Annotated in this window: 17 protein-coding genes; 9 read left to right on the forward strand and 8 right to left on the reverse strand. The window is 57.9% G+C overall.

Translation table 11 applies throughout. The annotated features are described in order from the left end of the window. Window positions 1–141: 141 nt before the first annotated feature. Window positions 142–663 (forward strand): glutathione peroxidase, encoded by a 522-nt coding sequence (locus tag ABLN87_RS20620; RefSeq protein WP_353013838.1) that lies wholly within the window; start codon window positions 142–144, stop codon window positions 661–663. Here the strand turns inward: ABLN87_RS20620 and ABLN87_RS20625 are convergent. Further along, window positions 639–1,526, reverse strand: coding sequence for a DMT family transporter (locus tag ABLN87_RS20625; RefSeq protein ID WP_353013840.1), 888 nt, complete (start codon window positions 1,524–1,526; stop codon window positions 639–641). The genes ABLN87_RS20620 and ABLN87_RS20625 overlap by 25 nt on opposite strands. A 306-nt stretch (window positions 1,527–1,832) precedes the next feature. Between ABLN87_RS20625 and ABLN87_RS20630 the strand changes: the two genes are divergently transcribed. After that, a complete protein-coding gene (locus tag ABLN87_RS20630; RefSeq protein ID WP_353013842.1) occupies window positions 1,833–2,312 on the forward strand; it encodes a hypothetical protein in 480 nt (159 codons plus the stop codon). A 259-nt stretch (window positions 2,313–2,571) separates the two neighbouring features. Here ABLN87_RS20630 and ABLN87_RS20635 read toward each other — a convergent pair whose 3' ends face one another. The 4 genes from ABLN87_RS20635 to ABLN87_RS20650 all read right to left on the reverse strand — a co-directional run bounded on the left by ABLN87_RS20635 (window position 2,572) and on the right by ABLN87_RS20650 (window position 7,256). After that, window positions 2,572–2,859, reverse strand: coding sequence for an HU family DNA-binding protein (locus ABLN87_RS20635; RefSeq protein WP_170453278.1), 288 nt, complete (start codon window positions 2,857–2,859; stop codon window positions 2,572–2,574). A 130-nt stretch (window positions 2,860–2,989) separates the two neighbouring features. Beyond that, window positions 2,990–4,450 carry an AMP nucleosidase gene (locus ABLN87_RS20640; RefSeq protein WP_353013844.1) on the reverse strand — a complete coding sequence of 487 codons (1,461 nt, stop codon included), beginning with the start codon at window positions 4,448–4,450 and terminating at the stop codon, window positions 2,990–2,992. Continuing rightward, window positions 4,447–6,249 carry an adenine deaminase gene (ade, locus tag ABLN87_RS20645; RefSeq protein ID WP_353013846.1) on the reverse strand — a complete coding sequence of 601 codons (1,803 nt, stop codon included), beginning with the start codon at window positions 6,247–6,249 and terminating at the stop codon, window positions 4,447–4,449. Before ade ends, ABLN87_RS20640 begins: the two co-directional genes overlap by 4 nt. A 146-nt stretch (window positions 6,250–6,395) precedes the next feature. Next, on the reverse strand, window positions 6,396–7,256 hold the full coding sequence (locus ABLN87_RS20650) for a LysR family transcriptional regulator (RefSeq protein WP_353013848.1): 861 nt from the start codon (window positions 7,254–7,256) through the stop codon (window positions 6,396–6,398). A 112-nt stretch (window positions 7,257–7,368) separates the two neighbouring features. Here ABLN87_RS20650 and ABLN87_RS20655 point away from each other — a divergent pair, with 112 nt between their 5' ends. Both ABLN87_RS20655 and ABLN87_RS20660 read left to right on the forward strand, forming a co-directional pair. Beyond that, entirely contained in the window at window positions 7,369–8,124 is a 756-nt protein-coding gene (locus ABLN87_RS20655) for a class II aldolase and adducin N-terminal domain-containing protein (protein WP_353013850.1), read from the forward strand. 21 nt (window positions 8,125–8,145) lie between these two features. Further along, window positions 8,146–9,135, forward strand: a complete 990-nt coding sequence (locus ABLN87_RS20660; protein WP_353013852.1) for a sterol desaturase family protein — start codon at window positions 8,146–8,148, stop codon at window positions 9,133–9,135. On the opposite strand, the gene ABLN87_RS20665 is transcribed toward ABLN87_RS20660, so the two are convergent. Next, complete coding sequence (locus tag ABLN87_RS20665) at window positions 9,132–10,073, reverse strand: GlxA family transcriptional regulator (protein ID WP_353013853.1); 942 nt, start codon at window positions 10,071–10,073, stop codon at window positions 9,132–9,134. The two genes, ABLN87_RS20660 and ABLN87_RS20665, sit on opposite strands and share 4 nt — an antisense overlap. A gap of 77 nt (window positions 10,074–10,150) precedes the next feature. On the opposite strand from ABLN87_RS20665, the gene ABLN87_RS20670 reads away from it, so the two are divergent. From ABLN87_RS20670 to ABLN87_RS20680, 3 genes are read left to right on the forward strand one after another with little or no spacing between them, the layout of a single operon-like run. After that, complete coding sequence (locus tag ABLN87_RS20670) at window positions 10,151–11,311, forward strand: acyl-CoA dehydrogenase family protein (protein ID WP_353013855.1); 1,161 nt, start codon at window positions 10,151–10,153, stop codon at window positions 11,309–11,311. Beyond that, window positions 11,308–13,323 carry an acetate--CoA ligase family protein gene (locus ABLN87_RS20675; RefSeq protein WP_353013857.1) on the forward strand — a complete coding sequence of 672 codons (2,016 nt, stop codon included), beginning with the start codon at window positions 11,308–11,310 and terminating at the stop codon, window positions 13,321–13,323. The genes ABLN87_RS20670 and ABLN87_RS20675 overlap by 4 nt, the downstream gene beginning before the upstream one ends. Beyond that, window positions 13,320–14,099, forward strand: a complete 780-nt coding sequence (locus tag ABLN87_RS20680; protein ID WP_353013859.1) for a carnitinyl-CoA dehydratase — start codon at window positions 13,320–13,322, stop codon at window positions 14,097–14,099. The genes ABLN87_RS20675 and ABLN87_RS20680 overlap by 4 nt, the downstream gene beginning before the upstream one ends. Before the next feature lie 67 nt (window positions 14,100–14,166). Here the strand turns inward: ABLN87_RS20680 and ABLN87_RS20685 are convergent, their stop codons facing one another. Then, on the reverse strand, window positions 14,167–14,799 hold the full coding sequence (locus tag ABLN87_RS20685; RefSeq protein ID WP_353013866.1) for a class I SAM-dependent DNA methyltransferase: 633 nt from the start codon (window positions 14,797–14,799) through the stop codon (window positions 14,167–14,169). 87 nt (window positions 14,800–14,886) lie between these two features. Here ABLN87_RS20685 and ABLN87_RS20690 point away from each other — a divergent pair, with 87 nt between their 5' ends. Next, window positions 14,887–15,732, forward strand: a complete 846-nt coding sequence (locus ABLN87_RS20690; RefSeq protein WP_353013861.1) for an SDR family oxidoreductase — start codon at window positions 14,887–14,889, stop codon at window positions 15,730–15,732. A gap of 6 nt (window positions 15,733–15,738) precedes the next feature. Here the strand turns inward: ABLN87_RS20690 and ABLN87_RS20695 are convergent, their stop codons facing one another. Then, window positions 15,739–17,358, reverse strand: coding sequence for a GMC family oxidoreductase (locus tag ABLN87_RS20695; RefSeq protein WP_353013862.1), 1,620 nt, complete (start codon window positions 17,356–17,358; stop codon window positions 15,739–15,741). 393 nt (window positions 17,359–17,751) lie between these two features. On the opposite strand from ABLN87_RS20695, the gene katG reads away from it, so the two are divergent. Then, window positions 17,752–19,953 (forward strand): catalase/peroxidase HPI, encoded by a 2,202-nt coding sequence (gene katG / locus ABLN87_RS20700; RefSeq protein WP_353013864.1) that lies wholly within the window; start codon window positions 17,752–17,754, stop codon window positions 19,951–19,953. Window positions 19,954–20,329: the final 376 nt, after the last annotated feature.

The following is a 20,329-nucleotide window of genomic DNA, read 5'->3' on the forward strand; positions in this document are numbered from 1 at the left end:
TCGTCTCCTTTTCTTGTCTTTTGCCCAATATTTGGGGTCTGACCGCGGGAAAGCAAAGTCATATTTCAGAGGCCTCTCGCCTTCGTGCAAGTGATCTGCCGGCCCGTTTCGGACGTAGAAGTCTTGAAAGGAGGATGGTCAATGTTGAGACTACTGCTTTTGACGGCTTTGATATTGGTTGGACGTGTGGTTCAGGCGGCCCCGCTGGTGGGTGAGTTTGAGTCGATAGATGGTGGCACGCTGTCGATCGAAGACTGGTGTGGGCAGCCGGTTTTGGTTGTAAACACGGCGTCTCAATGCGGGTTCACCGGGCAATATGCTGCGTTGCAGGATGTGTATGAGGCTTACGCGGACCGAGGTCTTGTGGTTCTGGCCGTTCCGTCCGATTCCTTCAATCAGGAACTGGATTCAGCAGATGAGGTCAAACAATTCTGCGAAATGAACTATGGTTTGACCCTTCCGATGACGGATATCACACCGGTCACAGGCCGAAACGCACACCCGTTCTATCAGGCGGTTGCCAGTCAGACAGGCTTTGTGCCCAACTGGAATTTCAACAAGATCCTGATTGATCCCAACGGCGAGGTTGCGGCGACCTTCGGATCGAATGTCAGGCCAGACTCGCGTAAACTGTTGTCTCAAGTCGAAGCGCTGCTGCGCTGAGCGGGTTGCCGGGACATCTGCACGGCCAAGATGCCAAGGGTTGTGACCGCAACGCCCAACAGGTCCAACGGCCCAAGTTTCTCTCCGAGTATGATCGCTGCGACGGCAACCCCAAAGACCGGGTTCAGAAAGTGGAATGTGGCCGCGCGGGTGGCGCCGATACGGTCGAGCAACAGGAACCAGATCAACGTCGCCAGAAGGCCGGGGAAAAGGGTTGTGTAGATGAACGCCAGCGCCAGAGGGACGGTTGGGTTGATATAGATGCTCTCGAAAACAGGCGCCGCAACGAATAGAACCGCCGACCCCACCAGCATTTGAAGGCCAACAACCATCATGAAGTTCCCGCCCGAGGTCGCACCCCGCACCGCAAGCGTGGCAAAAGTCAGCGCCAGGGCACCGATGCCGCACAGCATCACACCAAACAGGTCGATCCCAGCGGTAACGCGGCTGCTCATGATCAGCGCGACCCCGGCGAATCCGGCCAGTAGGCCGAGTACCCCTAGGGGCCGAAGTTTATCCTCAAGAAACAGCCAACCGGCCAGCGCCACTAGCAAGGGCATAGTCGACGCGATGATGGCTGCAACCGAGGCTTCGATCGTTTGCATCGCATAGAAATTCAGACCCAAATACAGGGCATTTTGGCATATTCCGAACAGAATAGTCGCCCGCCACTGCGCCCGCGTTAGCGCCCAGCTTTGCCCCATAGCGCGTGCAATGGTGACGCCGATCAGGCCAGAAATCAAAAACCGCAGGGCAAGGGAGAACAGAGGTGACGCATCGGCCACGATGATACGGGCCGAGGTGAAGGCCGAAGACCAGATGAACGCAAATGTCAGCCCCATGGCAATGGCGCGTAAATCCATATCGGCCCCCTATCGATTTGTCGGGACTGTTTCTGAATTTCCTAGGGTGTGCAAGCGGCTGTTTATTCGGTGTAAAGAGGGATGTGAGCAAAGCTGCAGGCGACGGATGTGCTTGAGTGTGGCCAGACGCGATCATTAAACAATTTTGTCTAAGCTTGACCATGGTCATTGGGAGCAACAGGGCAGCGTTGATCATGCCATCCGATGAATCTTTCTTAACTTGCAACCATAGGACAATTGGTACCATAGTTTTTCAAACCAGAAATTGTTTCTGCGATGACCGCGACCTCGTTGAAGGAGAATATTGTGAAGTTTGACTTGCTCAAAAAGGGATTTGCTGCCGGCCTTGTTGCTTGTGCTTCTGTAGCTGCCGCCGAAGAACCCAAGAGTTGGCTTCTTATGGAAGTCGCTGAAAGCGCAACACTGGACAATGGTGTATTGGTGCTTGAAGGCGTTGACGATCAGGTTGTTGTCTTTGCAGATCGCCCCTATCGCGACGCAATGGATGCGCCTGTGCAGTCGATCGTAGAGATCTGGGACAAAGGCGAAAACAGTTTTGCGGTTGATCCTCCCAATGCGGCTCTGACCGGACTGAGCGATGGTAAACAGGTTGGATTGATCGTCACACTCAGCAATCCGAAGCTGGAGGGCGGCAACCTACAGTTTGACTATCAGACTGTGAACGGAATTGACGCCAATAAGCTTGAATCCGTGTCGCTTGTGATCGACAATGCTTTGAAGTACCCAATGGATTGCATCATGGATGCTCCAAACTGCAGATGGTAGTGCATCAACATCTCAAGATTGGCTTTTTGCGCTAGCTCTTTGTCGTGCTTTTCCAGCTAATTTAGGTCGGCCCTTCTCTGATCAAATCGACCTAAGCTATTCCGTTGGTTCTTACGTTAAGCACTACAATAGGGTCATTTGGGACTAAGCGGGCCACAGGGAAGAGCAACGATGCCAGAAAGTTCGAACCCGCATCTAGCCTAAAAGAAAAAGGGCCCCCAAACGGCGGCCCTTGATCATTTCGCAGTGACAGTTGGGATCAGCCGTTCACGCTGTCCTTCAGCGCCTTTGCAATGGTCATCTTGACCACCTTGTCGGCCTCTTTCTTGAACTGCTCGCCGGTGGCGGGGTTGCGCACCATGCGCTCGGGGCGCTCGCGGCAGTAGATTTTGCCAACGCCGGGCAGGGTGACTGCGCCGCCAGCCGAAACTTCGCGGGTGATCAGGCCGGTGATGGCCTCCAGCGCGGAATTCGCTGATTTCTTGTCAGTCCCCATTTCCTCAGCGAGAGCAGCAACCAGCTGAGTCTTTGTCATAGGCTTTGCCATTTCTTGGTCTCCTTAACGTGCCCGATAAATTGGGCCTCACCGCGTAACTGTAACGGTATATTGTGGTTAAACACAACGAATAGTAGCGCCAAAACCCCTAAAAATATGGGGATTTCGTTGCTTTTTTACGTCACAGGAAGGCTGTTTCGTCGAAAGAGCGCAATTTCCGACTGTGCAGACGCTCCAGCGGCATGCCCCGCAGGTGTTCCATCGCCCGTATTCCGATCGCCAGATGACGGCTGACCTGGGTGGTATAGAACGATGATGCCATGCCGGGAAGCTTTAATTCGCCGTGCAGGGGTTTGTCTGACACGCAAAGCAATGTGCCGTATGGTACCCGGAAACGATACCCATTTGCAGCAATCGTGGCGCTTTCCATATCCAGCGCAATCGCGCGGGATTGGCTCAGCCGCTGCACCGGACCGGACTGATCGCGCAACTCCCAGTTTCGGTTGTCGACCGAGGCCACGGTGCCTGTACGCATGATCCGCTTAAGTTCGTAGCCTTGCAGCTCGGTCACTTCAGCGACGGCATGTTCCAGAGCAACCTGAACCTCGGCTAGCGGTGGGATCGGCACCCAGACGGGCAGATCGTCGTCCAGCACCTTGTCCTCGCGCAAGTAAGCGTGGGCCAGAACGAAATCCCCCAGCGCTTGTGTGTTGCGCAGCCCGGCGCAGTGCCCGACCATCAGCCAGGCATGTGGGCGCAAGACGGCGATATGGTCGGTTGCGGTTTTGGCGTTCGATGGCCCGACCCCGATATTGACCAGAGTGATCCCTGACCCATCCGCGCGTTTCAGGTGGTAAGTCGGCATCTGCGGTAATTTCAGGGGTTGTTCCAGGTCTGCATCGGCGGTCGTGATCTCAACATTCCCGGTCGAAACAAAACTGGTATAGCCGCTTTCGGGGTCGGCCAGTTGTTCACGCGCGTATTTCTCGAACTCCGAGACATAGAACTGGTAGTTTGTGAACAACACGTGGTTCTGGAAATGCCCAGCATCCGTTGCCGTGTAGTGCGCCAGTCGCGCTAGCGAATAGTCTACACGCTGCGCCGTGAACAAGGCCAGCGGGCCGACAGTATCATGATCGAGCACACCGTTGACGATGTCATCATTGGTTGTGTTCAGATCGGGCACATCGAATACGTCACGCAGGGTAAAACCCGCGGCCCCCTGTTGCGGCACCATCAAATTCGGATTGTTGGCAACTGCGAAGTGGACCGGGATGGGCGTATCAGATGCGCTGATGGTCACCGGTTGACCATGATTTTTGATCAGCAGGGCGATCTGTTGCACCAGATAGGATCGGAACAGATCGGGCCGGGTGACGGTAGTTGCGTGAATGCCGGGCTCGGATACGTGGCCAAAGCTCAACCGGCTGTCGACCTGCGCGTAAGACGCGGTTTTGATGCGAATTTCCGGGTAGTAGGCTCTGATCCGTTCCTCTGGCGCGCCATCTTGCAGGGCCGAGGCAAAGTTGTCGCAGAGAAACTCGGTGGCTTGTTTGTACAGCACTTCCAGCCGAGCTACGGCAGCTTTGGGGTCTGTGAATTGTTCCGGTGCGATTGCATCAGGTGTTCTTATTTTTGTCATGCCAGTGGTTCCAGAAGTTCAATCTTTTCAAATGTGCGCACATCTACAAGCCCAAGGTCCGAGATCCGCAATTCCGGGATCACAACCAGCGCCAAAAGAGAGTGCTGCATATAGGCGTTGTTCAGGGTGCAGCCGCAGGCCTGCATAGACTTGACCATGTTCTCAGCTTTGGCCGCAACCTCGGCGGCGGGACTGTCGGACATCAAACCAGCGATGGGCAATTCGACCAGCGCAAGCTCTTGCCCCTCACGGAACAGGGTGATCCCGCCGCCCACTTCGGCCAGCCGGTTGGCTGCCAGAGCCATCTGTTCCCGGTCAGTGCCGACCACAATCATGTGGTGGCTGTCATGCGCCACGGTCGAGGCCATGGCCATTTTGCCCTGATAACCAAAGCCCGAGACAAAGGCGTTCGTCACCCCGCCTGTTGCCTGGTGACGTTCCACCAGCGCGATCTGGCAGACATCACCTTCGCCTTCGACCAGCCCGCCAATGATTGGCAGTTCGGCCTTCAGCGCTTTGGTTGGGGCCTGGTTTTCGACAACTCCGATCACGTTGGCCTGTACGCGGTTGGCCCCCGCTGGGGGTTTGATCTCGAAATCAACCGCGCTGAGCGCGTGGCCCAGATGCACGGTATTGCGGGCGTTGTCGGGCCAGTCCAGATGTGGACAGACAACCGTAATCTCACCACCCTCTGCGACCACCTGCCCGCGCGCAATCACTGTCTCAATTGGCAATTCGGTCAAGTCGGAACTGAGAATGATATCCGCACGGCGCCCGGGAGTGACTGAACCGATCTCACGCTCCAACCCGAAATGGGTGGCGGTGTTGATCGTGGCCATCTGCAGCGCAATCAGCGGATCGCAGCCGCAGGCAATCGCGTGGCGCACAACTCGGTTCATATGCCCGTCGTTCACCAAAGTGCCCGAGTGGCAATCATCTGTGCAGAGAATAAAGTTGCGCGGGTCCAGGCCTTTTTCGGTGATGGCTGTGATCTGACTTTCCACGTCATACCAGGCCGAGCCCAGCCGCATCATCGAGCGCATACCCTGCCGCACGCGGGCAATGGCATCGGCTTCGCAAGTGCCTTCGTGGTCATCTGCAGGCCCGCCTGCGACATAAGCTGCGAAATCTGGCCCTAGATCAGGCGAAGCATAGTGTCCGCCTACCGTTTTCCCGGCGCGTTGAGTAGCGGCAATCTCGGCCAGCATCTTAGGGTCACCGTGGATCACACCGGGGAAGTTCATCATCTCGCCCAGCCCGATGATGCCCGGCCAGCCCATCGCTTCACGGACATCCTCGGGCGTGATCTCGTAGCCAGTTGTCTCCAACCCCGGGGCCGACGGCGCGCAGGAGGGCATCTGGGTGAAGATGTTCACCGGCTGCATCATCGCTTCGTCATGCATCATCCGCACGCCGTTTAGGCCCAGCACATTGGCGATCTCATGCGGATCGGTGAACATTGACGTGGTGCCATGCGGGATCACGGCTCGCGCAAATTCGGCGGGTGTCAGCATGCCGGATTCGATATGCATGTGGCCGTCGCACAGACCGGGCAGGATATAGCGCCCGTCTGCTTCGACGATCGGCGTCTCAGAGCCGATGCAATGCGAAGCATCCGGCCCGACAAAGGCAATCCGCCCGTCTGCGATGGCAACTGAATGGTCCGGCAACAGCTCGCGGCTATGTACATTGACCCATACTCCGCCGCGAATAACCATATCTGCGGCTTCGCGTCCGGCAGCAACGGCAATCAAACGAGGGGCGACATCGGGCCAGCTTGGGAAAGGTGTGTATTCCATGGCTCAACTTTCATGAAGTCGCGGTCGGGTGCAACCCCGGTAATTTTGGGTCATCAAATCATCACAAAATCTGCCCGCAGCGCGCCAGCGCTGCCCGGCCCAACTAGAGGAGATGTCCCGCAAGGGGCAGCGACGATGGGCGGGAGCTACCCGATCTCGCGCCGTATCCAATTGGCAAAAGCCACAGCGCCCGGATTGTCCTCGGCCTGAGGGGAGAGCAACAGATAATAGGCCTCGGGCATGGGTGCGCGATGATCGAACGGGGCGACCAGCAGCCCCTGTTCGATCAGATGCCCTGCAATAGCGTCATGAGCCAGGCACAACCCACCCCCCGCCATCGCCGCCGACAGGCAGACTAGATATGTCGTCGCATATGTAATCGTAGGTTTTTCCCAATTTAGGCCCTGTTCTTCGGCCCAACTTGCCCAATTTGACAGCAGGTTCGAACAATCAAACAGCGGCTGCTGCTGCAACGTGTCCAAAGTGACCGGAAAACTCGGTGCGCAAACGGGGTAGTAGTATTCTTGCCGCAACAACTCGGTTCGAACAGTATCGGCAGGGCGCAGTGAGAATCGGATTTCAACCGACGCGCCTTCGGCCATTTCCCGGGGTTCCCACAATTCAGTGAAGATGTTCAAATGCACATCCGGGTGTTCGGCCTGAAACGCAGGCAGACGAGGGGCCAGCCAGTTCACGGCGAAACTGATGTTGCACTGAACCTGAACGGCATTCTGCTGCGCCCCCGTCACGGCTTGGGTCCCACGCACCAGCGTCCGAAAAGCCTCTCGCACAACGGGCAGATAGGTGATTCCGGCCTCGGTCAACTCCAGCGCCTTGGGACGACGCAGGAACAGAGGCTGACCCAGATGACCCTCCAGTGACTTGATCTGCTGACTTACGGCGCTTTGCGTCATGTTCAGATCGCGCGCTGCTCCGGTGAATGAGAGATTGCGCGCAGCTGCTTCGAAGGTGCGCAGCCAGCCCAGAGGTGGAAGGGAGTTCTGCATGTGCATAACCTCAGCATAAGTTTTACTAATGAGATAGAGGTGTTTTTTTCGTTGGTCAAACTTCTGCGCGCGAGGCAGGCTTTTTCCAGATCAGTTGCTAGGGAGCCATGCCATGACTGTTGCCAATCTTCGCCCCAATATCGACCATTGGCCTCAGCGCGTAGATATGGCCGCAACTTTTCGCTGGACTGAACGTCTGAACATGCATGAAGGCGTGGCTAATCACTTCAGTCTGGCGGTGAATGAAGATGGCACGCAGTTCCTGATGAACCCCAATCAGATTTATTTCGGGCGTATTCGGGCTTCGGACCTGTTGCTGCTGGACGCGAATGATCCCGACGTGTTGGCACAACCCGGCGCGCCGGACCCAACGGCTTGGGGGCTTCACGGCTCGATCCACCGTCACTGTCCCCACGCGCGATGCGTGATGCATGTGCATTCGATCTTTGCGACTGTGCTGGCCTCATTGGCAGATAGCAATCTACCACCCATCGATCAGAATACGGCCACGTTCTACAACCGCTATGTCATTGATGAGGAATTCGGCGGACTCGCGTTTGAAAGCGAAGGAGAGCGCTGTGCCTCTATGCTATCAGACCCGAAGAAAAAGGTCATGATCATGGGCAACCATGGCGTTCTGATCATCGGTAGTGATCCGGCAGATGCCTTTAATAGACTCTATTATTTCGAGCGCGCCGCCGAAACCTACATCCGCGCGCTGCAAACCGGGCAGCCTTTGCGCGTGCTCTCGGACGAGATCGCCGAAAAGACCGCTCAGGAACTGGATGACTACCCCGATCAGGCCGCCGCGCATCTGCGTGAGATCAAAGCGATGCTGGATGCCGAAGGCTCCGACTACGCAACCTGACTCAAGACCGGAGTGACTGCCATGTCCGACACCGCTCAGGACCCCGAAGCCACCCGCTGGAATTACCACCCCGAAGGCCCGGTGGGATTGAACCCGCTGTTTAGCTGGCCGCCGCAACCGGGCGCGGTGCTGAAGTGGTACAGCGGCGCGTGGTTACAGATCACGGCGCTGACCCTGTGTATGGGCTTGGCCATCACAGCCTATGTGCTGTTTTTTCCCGGTTTAGAGTCTATGCGAAGCTTTTCGGCAGGATGGATGTTCCGTATCTGGCTGTTGAACATGGTGCCTCAAATCCTGGTCGCAGGCGGCCTGCATTGGTGGCTGTACATGCGCAAAGGGCAGGGCATGTACAAGAAATTCGACCGCCGCGATCTGACCCGCGACAACGGCAATTTCACGTTCCGCAATCAGGTTCTGGACAATATCTGGTGGACGCTTGGCAGCGCGATGACTGTGGCGACCGTCTACCAATGGGTGATCTACTGGGCGGTGGCCAACGGCTATGTCCCGACCGTAACTTGGGCCGCCGCGCCGGTTTGGTTCGTTCTTTGGATGCTGTTTATCCCGATGTGGTCAGGTCTGCATTTCTATTGGGTGCATCGGCTAGAGCATCACCCGAAGCTGTATAAACACGTCCATGCCGTGCATCATCGCAATGTAAATATCGGGCCATGGTCTGGGATTTCGAACCATTGGTTTGAAAACCTGCTCTATTTTACCACCTATTTCATCCACCTGATCATCCCGTCACACCCGTTGCATCTGCTGTTCCACACGTATTTCCAGCAGATCAGCCCGGTTTTTTCGCATTCCGGGTTCGAAAAGCTTAGGGCCGGGGACACCGACGCCGCGCGGGCCGGAGATTTCTTTCACCAGCTGCATCACCGGTATTTCGAGTGCAATTACGGGACCTCGGAAATCCCGTTCGACAAGTGGTTTGGCACCTATCACGACGGGTCGGCTGAGGCGACAACCCGCACGCGGGCTTACAAAAAGCAGATGTATACCTAGCGCCCCCTTAGCGCGCGCGGGGCCATTCCGAATTCACTCTTGAACGCGCGGGTCAGTGCGCTGGGGTCTTCGTACCCGGCGCGTAGGGCGATTTCGGCAATACTCAGGTCTGTCTCGGACACCAATTTGCGGGCAAGGTTTAACCGTAACCGTCGATAGACCTGTGCAGGCCCTGCACCTAACTCGGATTGCATCCGCTGGGAAAGCGTCTTGTGAGACCGGCCAACGCGCCGTGCGATTTCGGATACCGCAAGGGGCGTTTCCAGATGTTCCTGCATCAGCGCCAGCGCCTTGTTCACATATCCGCTGGTCGCACCTGCGCCACCCGTATGGGATCGGGCGGAGTCGCGGGTCATAAACAGCTGGGCCACTTCTAGCGCCAATGCCTGCCCCTGTGCCTGTCCGATCAGGTGCAAAACCAGATCGAACGCGGCCATCGCGCCAGAACAGGTAATGCGGTTCCGATCAATCACGAATCGTTCGCGCACCGCATCAACATCCGGGAAACGCTCGGTAAATCCTGTCAGTTCTTCCCAGTGAATGGTAGCGCGATGCTCATCCAGAAGGCCCGCCAAAGCCAGCAACCAGCTGCCTGTGTCCAACCCGGCCAGAGTTTCAAAGCGAGATGCAGCCGATCTGAGACCCGAAAGCGTATGCCAGCCGCTATGGGCCTGAAACCCGTAGGATGGCATCACCATCAACATGTCACCGCTTGCGCTTTGCAGCCTATCATGCGGTGCGACCTGCAAACCCGATGAAGATGTCACTGGTCCGTTGTTAAGGGATAGAAACGTCCAGCGATACAGATCCCGCCCGGACAGCATGTTTGCAGCCCGCAGCGGCTCAACCGTGTTGGCCAGGCAATGGTTCGAAAACCCATCGAATAGCAACACACCGATTTGCTGCGCTGCGGCAGCGGAATTAGTCCAAACTCGCATGATAAACGGCTATCTCTGCATGATCTGATTTTCAAGCCCGGTCACGATACGCGCAGGCTCAGATGTGGAGAATTCAGATGCAATATGGTCTGTCCGACGAACAGGAGATGATCGCCTCGACGGTGCGCAGCTTTGTCGAGAACGAGATTTACCCGCATGAGGAGCTGGTGGAACGCACCGGCGAAGTCCCGCAGGAGATCGCGGCTGAGATCAAGCGCAAGACCATCGAGCTGGGTTTTTATGCCTGTAACTTTCCCGAAAGCGTTGGCTGTGCAGGTCTGAACCATCTGGAATTCGCTCTGGTCGAGCGGGAGCTGGGTCGGGGGTCGATGGCCCTGAACCATTTCTTCGGACGTCCGCAGAACATCCTGATGGCCTGCGAGGGTGAACAGGTCGAACGCTATCTCATGCCTGCCGTAAGGGGTGAGAGGATGGATGCGTTGGCCATGACTGAGCCCGGCGCGGGATCGGATGTGCGCGGGATGAAGTGTGCCGCCGTTAGGGATGGCGGGGATTGGGTGGTCAATGGAACCAAGCATTTCATCTCGGGCGCCGAGCATGCGGATTTCATCATCGTTTTCATCGCGACGGGTGAGGATCAGACGCCCAAAGGACCGAAAAAGCGGATCACCGCGTTTTTGGTGGATCGCGGCACACCGGGTTTCACCATCCGGGATGGGTATAAGTCGGTCAGCCATCGCGGCTACAAGAACATGGTTCTGGACTTCGATGATTGCCGCCTGCCCGACAGCCAGGTTCTGGGCGAGGTCGATGGCGGGTTCGAGGTTATGAACACTTGGCTTTATGCCACCCGGATCACCGTGGCCGCGATGTCGGTCGGTCGCGCGCGCCGGGCCTTTGACTACGCGTTGGATTATGCGGCCACGCGCGAGCAGTTCGGCCAGAAGATCGGCAAGTTTCAGGGTGTATCCTTCCAGATTGCCGACATGATCACCGAAATCGACGCGGCGGATTTGTTAACCCTGGCGGCGGCGGATCGGCTGGACAAAGGCCTGCCCGCGAATCGCGAGATTGCGTCAGCCAAGCTCTATGCCTCTGAAATGCTGGCACGGGTGACCGATGCAGCAATTCAGGTGCACGGTGGGATGGGTCTGATGGATGACTATCCGCTGGAACGGTTCTGGCGCGATGCACGGGTCGAACGTATCTGGGATGGCACTAGCGAGATACAGCGCCATATCATCAGCCGGGACCTGCTGAGGGCGCTGGGCGCATGAGGCCCCTGGGGCGTGTTCTGAACCCGTCATCGATGGCCGTGATCGGCGGCGGGGCCTGGTGCGCGGAAGTGATCAACCAAGCCCGAAAGTTTGGGTTCACCGGGGATATCTGGCCGGTTCACCCCAAGGCGGATCAGGTCTCGGGTGAGCGTGCTGTGCCCTCGATTGCGGATTTGCCGCGTCCGCCGGACGTGGCCTTTATTGGCATCAATCGCCATGCCACGATCCCTGTGATTTCAGAACTGTCGGCTGCGGGTGCGGGCGGTGCGGTTTGCTTTGCGTCCGGGTTTACCGAAGCCAAGGCCGAGGATGATCAGGGCGCTGATCTTCAGGCCCAATTGGTTGCTGCGGCAGGGGACATGCCGATTCTTGGACCGAATTGCTATGGCTTCGTCAACGGGTTGGAACGCGCCGCAATCTGGCCGGATCAGCACGGAATGCGGCCGGTTGACCGAGGTGTGGCGATCCTGACGCAAAGCTCGAACATCGCCATCAATATGACGATGCAGCAACGCGCGCTGCCGCTGGCCTTCATGCTGACTTGCGGGAACCAGGCGCAGACGCATCAGGCCGATATTGCGTCGGCCCTTTTGGATGATGATCGGATCACCGCGATTGGTGTTCATATCGAAGGGTTCGGTGATCTGCGGAAATGGGAGGTTTTGGCCGCAAAAGCGCAGGACCGGGGCGTGCCTATCATAGCGTTGAAGATGGGCCGATCGCAGCATGCGCAGGCGGCGACGATCTCGCACACAGCCTCACTGGCGGGTGGCGATGCTGGGGCGCAGGCATTTCTGGATCGTCTGGGCATCGCGCGGCTGGGTGATATCCCCAGTTTTCTGGAATGCCTCAAGCTGTTGCATGTTGCGGGGCGATTGGACGGAAACGGTTTGGGCATGATCAGCTGTTCCGGGGGCGAGGCCAGCCTGGCCGCTGACATGGCCGAAGGGCGAGACCTGTATTTTCCACCCCTGACCGATCAACAGCGCACGGACCTACGTGCCGCCCTGGGCCCGATGGTGGCGCTGGCAAATCCGCTGGATTATCACACCTATATTTGGCGGGATACCGAGGCGATGACCCGCGCCTGGTCGGGGATGACCGGGCGGGACAAGGCCATGACCATGTCCATCGTGGATTATCCGCACACCGATGCGACAGATTGGGCTTGCGCCACGCAGGCCGCGTTGAACTGTGTTGCTGCGACAGGACGGCCATTCGCGGTGACGGCGACCTTGCCGGAGCTGATGCCTGAACATGTGGCGCAGCAATTGTCAGATGGCGGGGTGGTGCCCTTTTCCGGGCTGCATGAGGCATTGTCAGCCGTTGAAGCTGCAGCGCGACCTTTGCCGCCCGCGTCTGATCCGGTGTTGCTGCCTTCGGATGCACCCGCAGATCAGGTTCTGAGCGAGGCAGAGGCGAAATCGGCCCTCGCGGATTTTGGTCTGCGCATTCCGCGCAGTTGCGAGGTCGCGGCGGAAGACGCGGAGCAAATTCCAAACGACCTGCAAGAGCCCTTTGCCGTGAAAGGCGTCGGGCTGGCGCATAAGTCTGAACATGGTGCAGTTCGGCTGGGCGTTGCGCGATCCGATCTGACCGAAACCGCCAGATCGATTGGCACCGATACGGTGTTGATCGAGGAGATGGCAAATGGTGCTGTGGCCGAGATGTTGATCGGTGTGACCCGCGACGCGGCGCATGGCTATGTTCTGACCCTCGGGGCCGGAGGGGTACTGACGGAAATCCTGCGCGACACGGTTTCGGTCCTGATCCCGTCCTCTCGGGCCGCTGTTCAGGCGGCGCTGGGCAAGCTGGCCTGTGCACCTCTGCTGGCCGGGTATCGTGGCAAAACTGCCGCTGATATGGATGCCATTCTCGACGCAGTCGAGACGGTGCAGAACTATGTCATTGCCAATGCGGCAACAGTCGAAGAAGTTGAGGTTAACCCGCTGATCTGCACCACCGAGGACGCGGTTGCAGTGGATGCGCTGATCCGAAAGGCACGCCAATGAGTCCGATCAAAACCCGCCGCGACGGCGCCATTCTCGAAGTCACGCTGGACCGGCCCAAGGCCAATGCGATTGATCTGGTCACAAGCCGGATCATGGGCGAAGCGTTTCAGGAATTCCGCGATGATTCCGAGTTGCGTGTGGCGATTCTGACGGGTGGCGGAGAGAAGTTCTTTTGCCCCGGCTGGGATTTGAAAGCGGCCGCTGATGGGGATGCGGTGGATGGCGATTATGGCGTCGGCGGGTTCGGAGGGTTGCAGGAGCTGCGCGGCCTGAACAAGCCTGTGATCGCTGCGGTCAATGGTATCGCCTGCGGTGGCGGGCTAGAACTGGCGCTGAGCGCTGACATGATCATCGCAGCAGATCACGCCAGTTTTGCCTTGCCCGAGATACGGTCAGGGACAGTGGCCGATGCGGCCAGCGTCAAGTTGCCCAAGCGCATCCCGTATCATATCGCAATGGAGCTGTTGCTGACCGGGCGCTGGTTCGACGCGGATGAGGCGCATCGTTGGGGGCTGGTCAACGAAATCGTGCCCGGCGATCAACTGATGGATCGCGCCTGGGAACTTGCGCGGTTGTTGGCCAGCGGTCCACCTCTGGTATATGCAGCGATCAAGGAGATCGTGCGTGACGCCGAGGATGCGAAGTTCCAGGACGCGATGAACCGAATCACAAAGCGGCAGCTACCCAGTGTCGATGTGCTGTACGGGTCCGAGGACAATCTGGAGGGAGCGCGCGCCTTTGCTGAAAAGCGCGATCCGGTTTGGAAAGGGCGGTAGGGGGCTCTGCCCCCGGCGCGGCAAGCCGCACCTCCCCCGGGATATTTTTGGCCAGATGAAGAGCGGATCAAATGCGCTCGAACAGCGCGATGAATGCAGTGTCGTCTTTGTTGGGGCCGGCGGCGAGATCGCCGTAGATTTGAACTTCGGGCAGGGAGAGACTTCGGATCTGACCCTGCTCCAACTGGCGGAGCGCTTCGGCGAAGCCCAATTTTTCAAAATGCTTCGTATTAATCGACAGCGCGAATTGAGCGCCCGGACGGGCAACGCGTAGCAAGCTGGGCAGTACCTCGGGGCCGAGGTGCCCATGGGTGAAAGTGCCTGAGGATACGATGCCCGAATAGCTATGGCGCGGCACGGGGATACCGGTGTTGAGGTCGGCCTCGATCGCATCACGGTAGATATCCTTGCGCATGGCCTGTTCCAGCATTTCTGCGCTGATATCGGTGGCATCGATTGGTCCTACGCCCAAGCGGGTCAGAACTGCTCCGCAAAGGCCGGTGCCTGCGCCTACGTCCAGCACCGGGCCCTGCCCGAAGGCGCCCACAAAGGCGCGGGCGGTGCGGATATGCAGCTGATAATCCTCGCGCATCGCGAAACCGTCATCATAGTCGCTTGCCCATTCGGCATAGAGACGTTTGTTGTCCTCGGGTGAGGTCAGCGCATAGGCGGCGTGCAGGTCGGGTGTTTTGTTGGTCATGCTGTCATGAAAGGCGCAGGAGGGGATTCGAATCAAGTCGTCCATGAGGTGCTTGCATCCCGGTTCCGTCCAGATCATCTAGGGGGGATGACACGAACGCTTTTCTCTTTTGGCCACGGCTATTCGGCGCAGGCCCTATCGCGCCGCTTGGCACCGGATGGGTGGAACATCATCGGGACCACGCGTGACGCGGATGGCATGGCTGCGATCCGAGCGTCTGGGGCCGTGCCCTTGGTCTGGCCCGGAGAGATGCCAGACCTGGACGGTGTGACACATGTTCTGATTTCCACGGCGCCGACCGAAGAGGGCGATCCTGTTCTGGCGGCGTTGAGGGATGAGATTGCGGCGCGGGCGGCTCAGTTCACCTGGGTGGGATATCTGTCTACCACGGCGATTTATGGCGATCATCAGGGCGATTGGGTAGACGAAGCGACCCCGCCTGCGCCGACGGCGAAGCGGGGCCGCTGGCGTTTGCGGGCCGAGGAGCAATGGGCGGCCACTACGGGGCTGCCTGTTCATATCTTCCGTCTGGCGGGGATCTATGGGCCGGGGCGGGGGCCGTTTTCCAAGCTTAAACGCGGTGGGTTGCGGCGGATCATCAAGCCGGGGCAGGTGTTTTCGCGCATCCATGTCGACGATATTGCGCAGGTTTTGGCGGCCTCTATGACAGCGCCCAACCCCGGCGCAGTGTACAATGTGTGCGATGATGAGCCTGTGCCGCCGCAGGATGTGATCGGCTACGCAGCCGAGTTACAAGGCCTGCCTCTGCCGCCAGCCGTACCCTATGACGAAGCTGACCTGACCCCGATGGCGCGCAGCTTTTACAATGAAAACAAGCGTGTTCGGAATGATCGAATCAAGGATGAGCTTGGGGTGCAACTGCTGTACCCCAATTATCGCGTTGGTCTTGAGGCGTTGCTGAAAGGGCAATAGCCTGGTTCATCGCGCCGCCGCTTTGATCATGTCAGCCGCTTTTTCAGCGATCATGATCGTGGGAGCGTTGGTGTTGCCCGATACCAGCGTCGGCATGATCGATGCATCGACAACTCTTAGTCCGTCGATTCCGTGCACCTGAAGCTCGGGGTCGACCACGGCCATATCATCCAGACCCATTTTGCAGGTCCCGACCGGGTGATAGATCGTGTCGGCGCGGGCGCGAATATGCTGTTCCCAATCTGCATCCGTGGTTGCGGTGTCGGTTCCGAACATTTCGGATTTCCTGAACTTGGACAGAGCAGGCGCTTGCATAATCTCGCGCATCATGCGGGCGCCTTTGATCATGGTTTCAAGATCGCGGTCGTCGGATAGAAACCCGGGATCAATGGCAGGGGCGGAAAACGGGTCAGCGCTGTGCAGCCCAACCGAGCCGCGGCTGTGGGGGCGCAGTTTGCAGACATGGCAGCTATAGCCATAGCCATAGTGCAGTTTTCTGGCGTGATCATCGACCAGCGCGATGGCGAAATGCAGCTGAATATCGGGGCGGTCAAGACCCGGAGAGGTTTTTAAGAAAGCGCCGCCTTCGGCAAAGGGTGTCGCTGCCATCGACGCACCGGTTTTGCGCCAACGCCAGAGGTGGCCCAACAGGCGCGCGGCACCGACGAGACCAAGTCCGAAGTTATCCGTGTCCTTGCTTTTGTAAGCCAGAATGAAATCCAGATGGTCCTGCAGATTCTTGCCTACGCCGGGCAGCGCGTGCCGGACTGGTATTCCGGTTTGGCGCAGCTCATCCTCGGCGCCGATCCCCGAAAGCTGCAACAGTTGCGGCGATTGAAGCGCCCCGGCGCAGATCAGCACTTCTAGCCTGGCGGATACACTAAGATCGGGGCCTTTCGCCTTTCGTTTGTAGATCACACCTGTGGCGCGTTTGCCTTCAAAGGTCAGTTCCTTTGCGTGCGCATAGGTGATCACCGTCAGATTGGGGCGATCCATCACCGGGTGGACATAGGCAGCTGCGGTCGAACAGCGCTCACCATTTCTGTCCGGGTCATGAAACTGGGTGACCTGATACAGGCCCACGCCTTCATTATCGCCCCGATTAAAATCTTTGGTGCGTCTATGTTGCAGTTGTTCTGCTGCCTCTACAAAGGCATGGGTCACTGGGCGTGGTTCTTGTTGATGTGACACCTGCAGCGGGCCCTTGTCGCCATGCAAATCATCAGCGCCCTGTTCGTTATTCTCGGACTTTTTGAAGTAGGGCAGGACGCTGTCCCAATCCCAACCGATGCACCCTTGATCGGCCCAGCCATCATAATCCTGTCGCTGCCCTCGAACATAAAGCATCGCGTTGATGGCGCTTGATCCACCCAAGGCCTTGCCGCGCGGCTGATAGCCTTTGCGCCCGTTCAAACCGGGTTGAGGAACTGTCTCGAACGCCCAGTTGCTGATCTTTGGGCGCCCCGGTAACGCAGCGACGATGGCGGCGGGAATTCGAATAATAAGGTGATCGCCCGGCCCCCCAGCTTCGAGCAAGCAAACCGTTTTTTTCGGATCTTCGCTTAGACGGTTGGCAAGGACAGATCCCGCCGAGCCGCCACCGACAATGACATAGTCAAATTCCATATAAGTGCCTTTAACGTTTTGGATGCGCCGCGTGATATTGGGGATCAGGGGGAACGGCGCGTGGTAATGCAGCCGACTGTGCCCGAGCAGGATGTAGAAACACAATCGCCAATTTCAGTTCGGACACAGGGTCATTTTGAAAAGCGAGGATTGGGTCTGCCTCAATAGCCGCTAAGCTATAAGAAAAACCTATTGTTGCCATCCGAAAAGAGAACTTATTCTCATGGCTTCACTTTGGTATACGGGGCGCGACGCAAGAGATCAGTGAAGTTTCCGCATCATCATTCTGGGCTTAGGCTTGAAAACGATATCGGTGACATCTTTCTGTAATCTTGTTGATTGCAAGTTTTACTGCGCAAAGCCGCAAGTCCTTAGCCAGCATTGGAGATCGATATGGATGGAAGTGATAACCCCAAAACGGGCGGATGCCCCGTGATGCATGGTGCCGGTACACGATCAAATCGTGACTGGTGGCCCAATCAGCTGAACCTGTCGATCTTGCATCAGCATGCGCCAGCTTCCAACCCGATGGATGCTGACTTCGACTATGCCGAAGAATTCCAGAAGCTGGATATGAAGGCGCTGAAAGACGACCTTTATGCGCTTATGACGGACTCACAGGACTGGTGGCCCGCAGATTACGGCCACTATGGTGGTTTCTTCATCCGGATGGCCTGGCACAGCGCGGGGACCTATCGCACGGCGGATGGCCGCGGCGGGGCTTCGACCGGCAACCAGCGCTTTGCGCCGCTGAACAGCTGGCCGGATAACGGCAACCTGGACAAGGCGCGCCGCCTGTTGTGGCCGATCAAGCAGAAATACGGCAACCAGATTTCCTGGGCCGACCTGATGATCCTGGCGGGTAACTGCGCGATTGAATCAATGGGTGGTAAGACCTTTGGTTTCGCCGGTGGCCGCGAAGACATCTGGGCGCCTGAGGAAGACATCTATTGGGGTTCGGAAACCGAATGGCTGGCCCCGACGGAAAACCCACATAGCCGTTACTCGGGTGAGCGCGATCTGGAAAACCCGCTGGCCGCTGTGCAGATGGGTCTGATCTATGTGAACCCCGAAGGTCCAGACGGACAGCCTGATGCGCTGGCTTCGGGTCGGGATATTCGCGACACGTTTGGCCGGATGGCGATGAATGACGAAGAAACCGTCGCTCTGGTCGCAGGTGGCCACACCTTTGGTAAGGCGCATGGTGCGGGTGATCCTGATCTGGTTGGTCCCGATCCAGAGGCCGCTCCGATTGAAGAGATGGGCTTTGGCTGGATCAACAAATTTGGATCAGGCAAGGGTGACGACACCACTACCTCGGGCATTGAGGGCGCATGGACGGCGAATCCCATCAAATGGGACAATGGCTATTTCGACCTGCTGTTCGGCTATGACTGGAACCTGACCAAAAGCCCCTCAGGCGCGTGGATCTGGGAGCCGGTGAACGTCAAAGAAGAAGATATGGCCCCGGCAGCACATGATCCGTCGAAAAAGGTCAAAACCATGATGACAACCGCCGATATGGCGATGCGCATGGATCCGATCTATGGCCCGATCTCGAAGCGTTTCCACGAGAACCCGGACGAGTTCGCCGACGCCTTCGCCCGCGCCTGGTTCAAACTGACCCACCGCGATATGGGCCCACGCGCGGCCTACATCGGTCCGGAGGCCCCGACCGAGGAGCTGTTGTGGCAAGACAACGTCCCAGCCGTCGATCACGATCTGGTCGATGATGCGGATGTTGCCGACCTTAAAGCCAAGATCGCCGCCACCGGCCTGTCGGTGCCCGAGCTGGTCTCGACCGCCTGGGCTTCGGCCTCGACCTTCCGTGGGTCGGACAAGCGCGGTGGTGCCAACGGGGCCCGTATCCGCCTTGCGCCGCAGAAGGACTGGGATGTGAACGAGCCGATGAAACTGTCCAAGGCGTTGGGCGCACTGGAAGGCGTTCAGTCTGCGTTCAACGGTGCGCAGTCTGGGGGCAAGAAAGTGTCTCTGGCCGATGTGATCGTTCTGGCCGGTGCTGTAGGTGTCGAACAGGCAGCGAAAGCTGGTGGTCAGGCGGTCGAGGTTCCGTTTACTCCGGGCCGCACCGATGCGACGCAAGAGCAGACGGATGTGGACAGTTTCGCCGTGATGGAGCCCGCCGCTGACGGATTCCGTAACTATCAGAAGGCTGAATACACTGTTTCGCCCGAGGAACTGTTGGTCGACCGTGCACAGCTGCTGACCCTGTCAGCACCCGAGATGACAGCGCTTGTGGGTGGCCTGCGTGTTCTGGGCGCCAACTTTGGTGATAGCAAACATGGCGTGTTCACAGATCGTGTTGGAACGCTCAGCACAGACTTCTTCACCAACATTCTGGACATGAGCACAGAATGGAAGCCGTCTGGCAAAGGCGTCTATGAAGGGCGTGACCGTGCCAACGGTGAGCTCAAATGGACCGGCACCCGCGTCGATCTGGTCTTCGGCTCGAACTCGCAATTGCGGGCGTTGGCCGAGGTCTACGGTCAGGTCGGCGCCGAGGGCAAATTCGTCTGTGACTTTGTCTCGGCCTGGAACAAGGTGATGAATGCGGACCGCTTCGATCTGAAGTAAGCCTACTATTATTCAAGCGAGTTGTGCCGCCCGAGGAGACTCGGGCGGCGTTTTCTTTGACCCGGCTCTGGTGTGCATACCAAGCATTGGGTACGATTCCACTGGATGGTTGGTCTTTGCTGGGATCGAAGCAATGGGTCAGCAGGTTTTCTGCGAAGTTTCTGAAGCTAACCTGTTGTTTTCATTAACCTGAACAAGTTTCTGCCGAGAAATGTGAAGTTTTTTCAAAATGGGGGTTGCAGGTGTCAGACCTAATCCGTAAATACCCCTTCACCGGCGGCGCTGAGGTTGTTGTTGGGACGCTTTAGATGGCGGAGACGGGCCGGAGAGACGGTTGAGACGCTCAGGAGAGACTGGGGGCATCTGAGGTTGTTGA

Source organism: Ruegeria sp. SCP10, assembly GCF_040329495.1.
Lineage (GTDB): Bacteria > Pseudomonadota > Alphaproteobacteria > Rhodobacterales > Rhodobacteraceae > Ruegeria.

What these genes read in the sequence shown, in the direction of transcription:
- ABLN87_RS20620 (WP_353013838.1), top strand. Translation starts at nt 142, where the DNA reads ATGTTGAGACTACTGCTTTTGACGGCTTTGATATTGGTTGGACGTGTG.
- ABLN87_RS20625 (WP_353013840.1), bottom strand. Translation starts at nt 1,526, where the DNA reads ATGGATTTACGCGCCATTGCCATGGGGCTGACATTTGCGTTCATCTGG.
- ABLN87_RS20635 (WP_170453278.1), bottom strand. Translation starts at nt 2,859, where the DNA reads ATGGCAAAGCCTATGACAAAGACTCAGCTGGTTGCTGCTCTCGCTGAG.
- ABLN87_RS20640 (WP_353013844.1), bottom strand. Translation starts at nt 4,450, where the DNA reads ATGACAAAAATAAGAACACCTGATGCAATCGCACCGGAACAATTCACA.
- ade (WP_353013846.1), bottom strand. Translation starts at nt 6,249, where the DNA reads ATGGAATACACACCTTTCCCAAGCTGGCCCGATGTCGCCCCTCGTTTG.
- ABLN87_RS20650 (WP_353013848.1), bottom strand. Translation starts at nt 7,256, where the DNA reads ATGCAGAACTCCCTTCCACCTCTGGGCTGGCTGCGCACCTTCGAAGCA.
- ABLN87_RS20655 (WP_353013850.1), top strand. Translation starts at nt 7,369, where the DNA reads ATGACTGTTGCCAATCTTCGCCCCAATATCGACCATTGGCCTCAGCGC.
- ABLN87_RS20660 (WP_353013852.1), top strand. Translation starts at nt 8,146, where the DNA reads ATGTCCGACACCGCTCAGGACCCCGAAGCCACCCGCTGGAATTACCAC.
- ABLN87_RS20665 (WP_353013853.1), bottom strand. Translation starts at nt 10,073, where the DNA reads ATGCGAGTTTGGACTAATTCCGCTGCCGCAGCGCAGCAAATCGGTGTG.
- ABLN87_RS20670 (WP_353013855.1), top strand. Translation starts at nt 10,151, where the DNA reads ATGCAATATGGTCTGTCCGACGAACAGGAGATGATCGCCTCGACGGTG.
- ABLN87_RS20675 (WP_353013857.1), top strand. Translation starts at nt 11,308, where the DNA reads ATGAGGCCCCTGGGGCGTGTTCTGAACCCGTCATCGATGGCCGTGATC.
- ABLN87_RS20680 (WP_353013859.1), top strand. Translation starts at nt 13,320, where the DNA reads ATGAGTCCGATCAAAACCCGCCGCGACGGCGCCATTCTCGAAGTCACG.
- ABLN87_RS20685 (WP_353013866.1), bottom strand. Translation starts at nt 14,799, where the DNA reads ATGACCAACAAAACACCCGACCTGCACGCCGCCTATGCGCTGACCTCA.
- ABLN87_RS20690 (WP_353013861.1), top strand. Translation starts at nt 14,887, where the DNA reads ATGACACGAACGCTTTTCTCTTTTGGCCACGGCTATTCGGCGCAGGCC.
- ABLN87_RS20695 (WP_353013862.1), bottom strand. Translation starts at nt 17,358, where the DNA reads ATGGAATTTGACTATGTCATTGTCGGTGGCGGCTCGGCGGGATCTGTC.
- katG (WP_353013864.1), top strand. Translation starts at nt 17,752, where the DNA reads ATGGATGGAAGTGATAACCCCAAAACGGGCGGATGCCCCGTGATGCAT.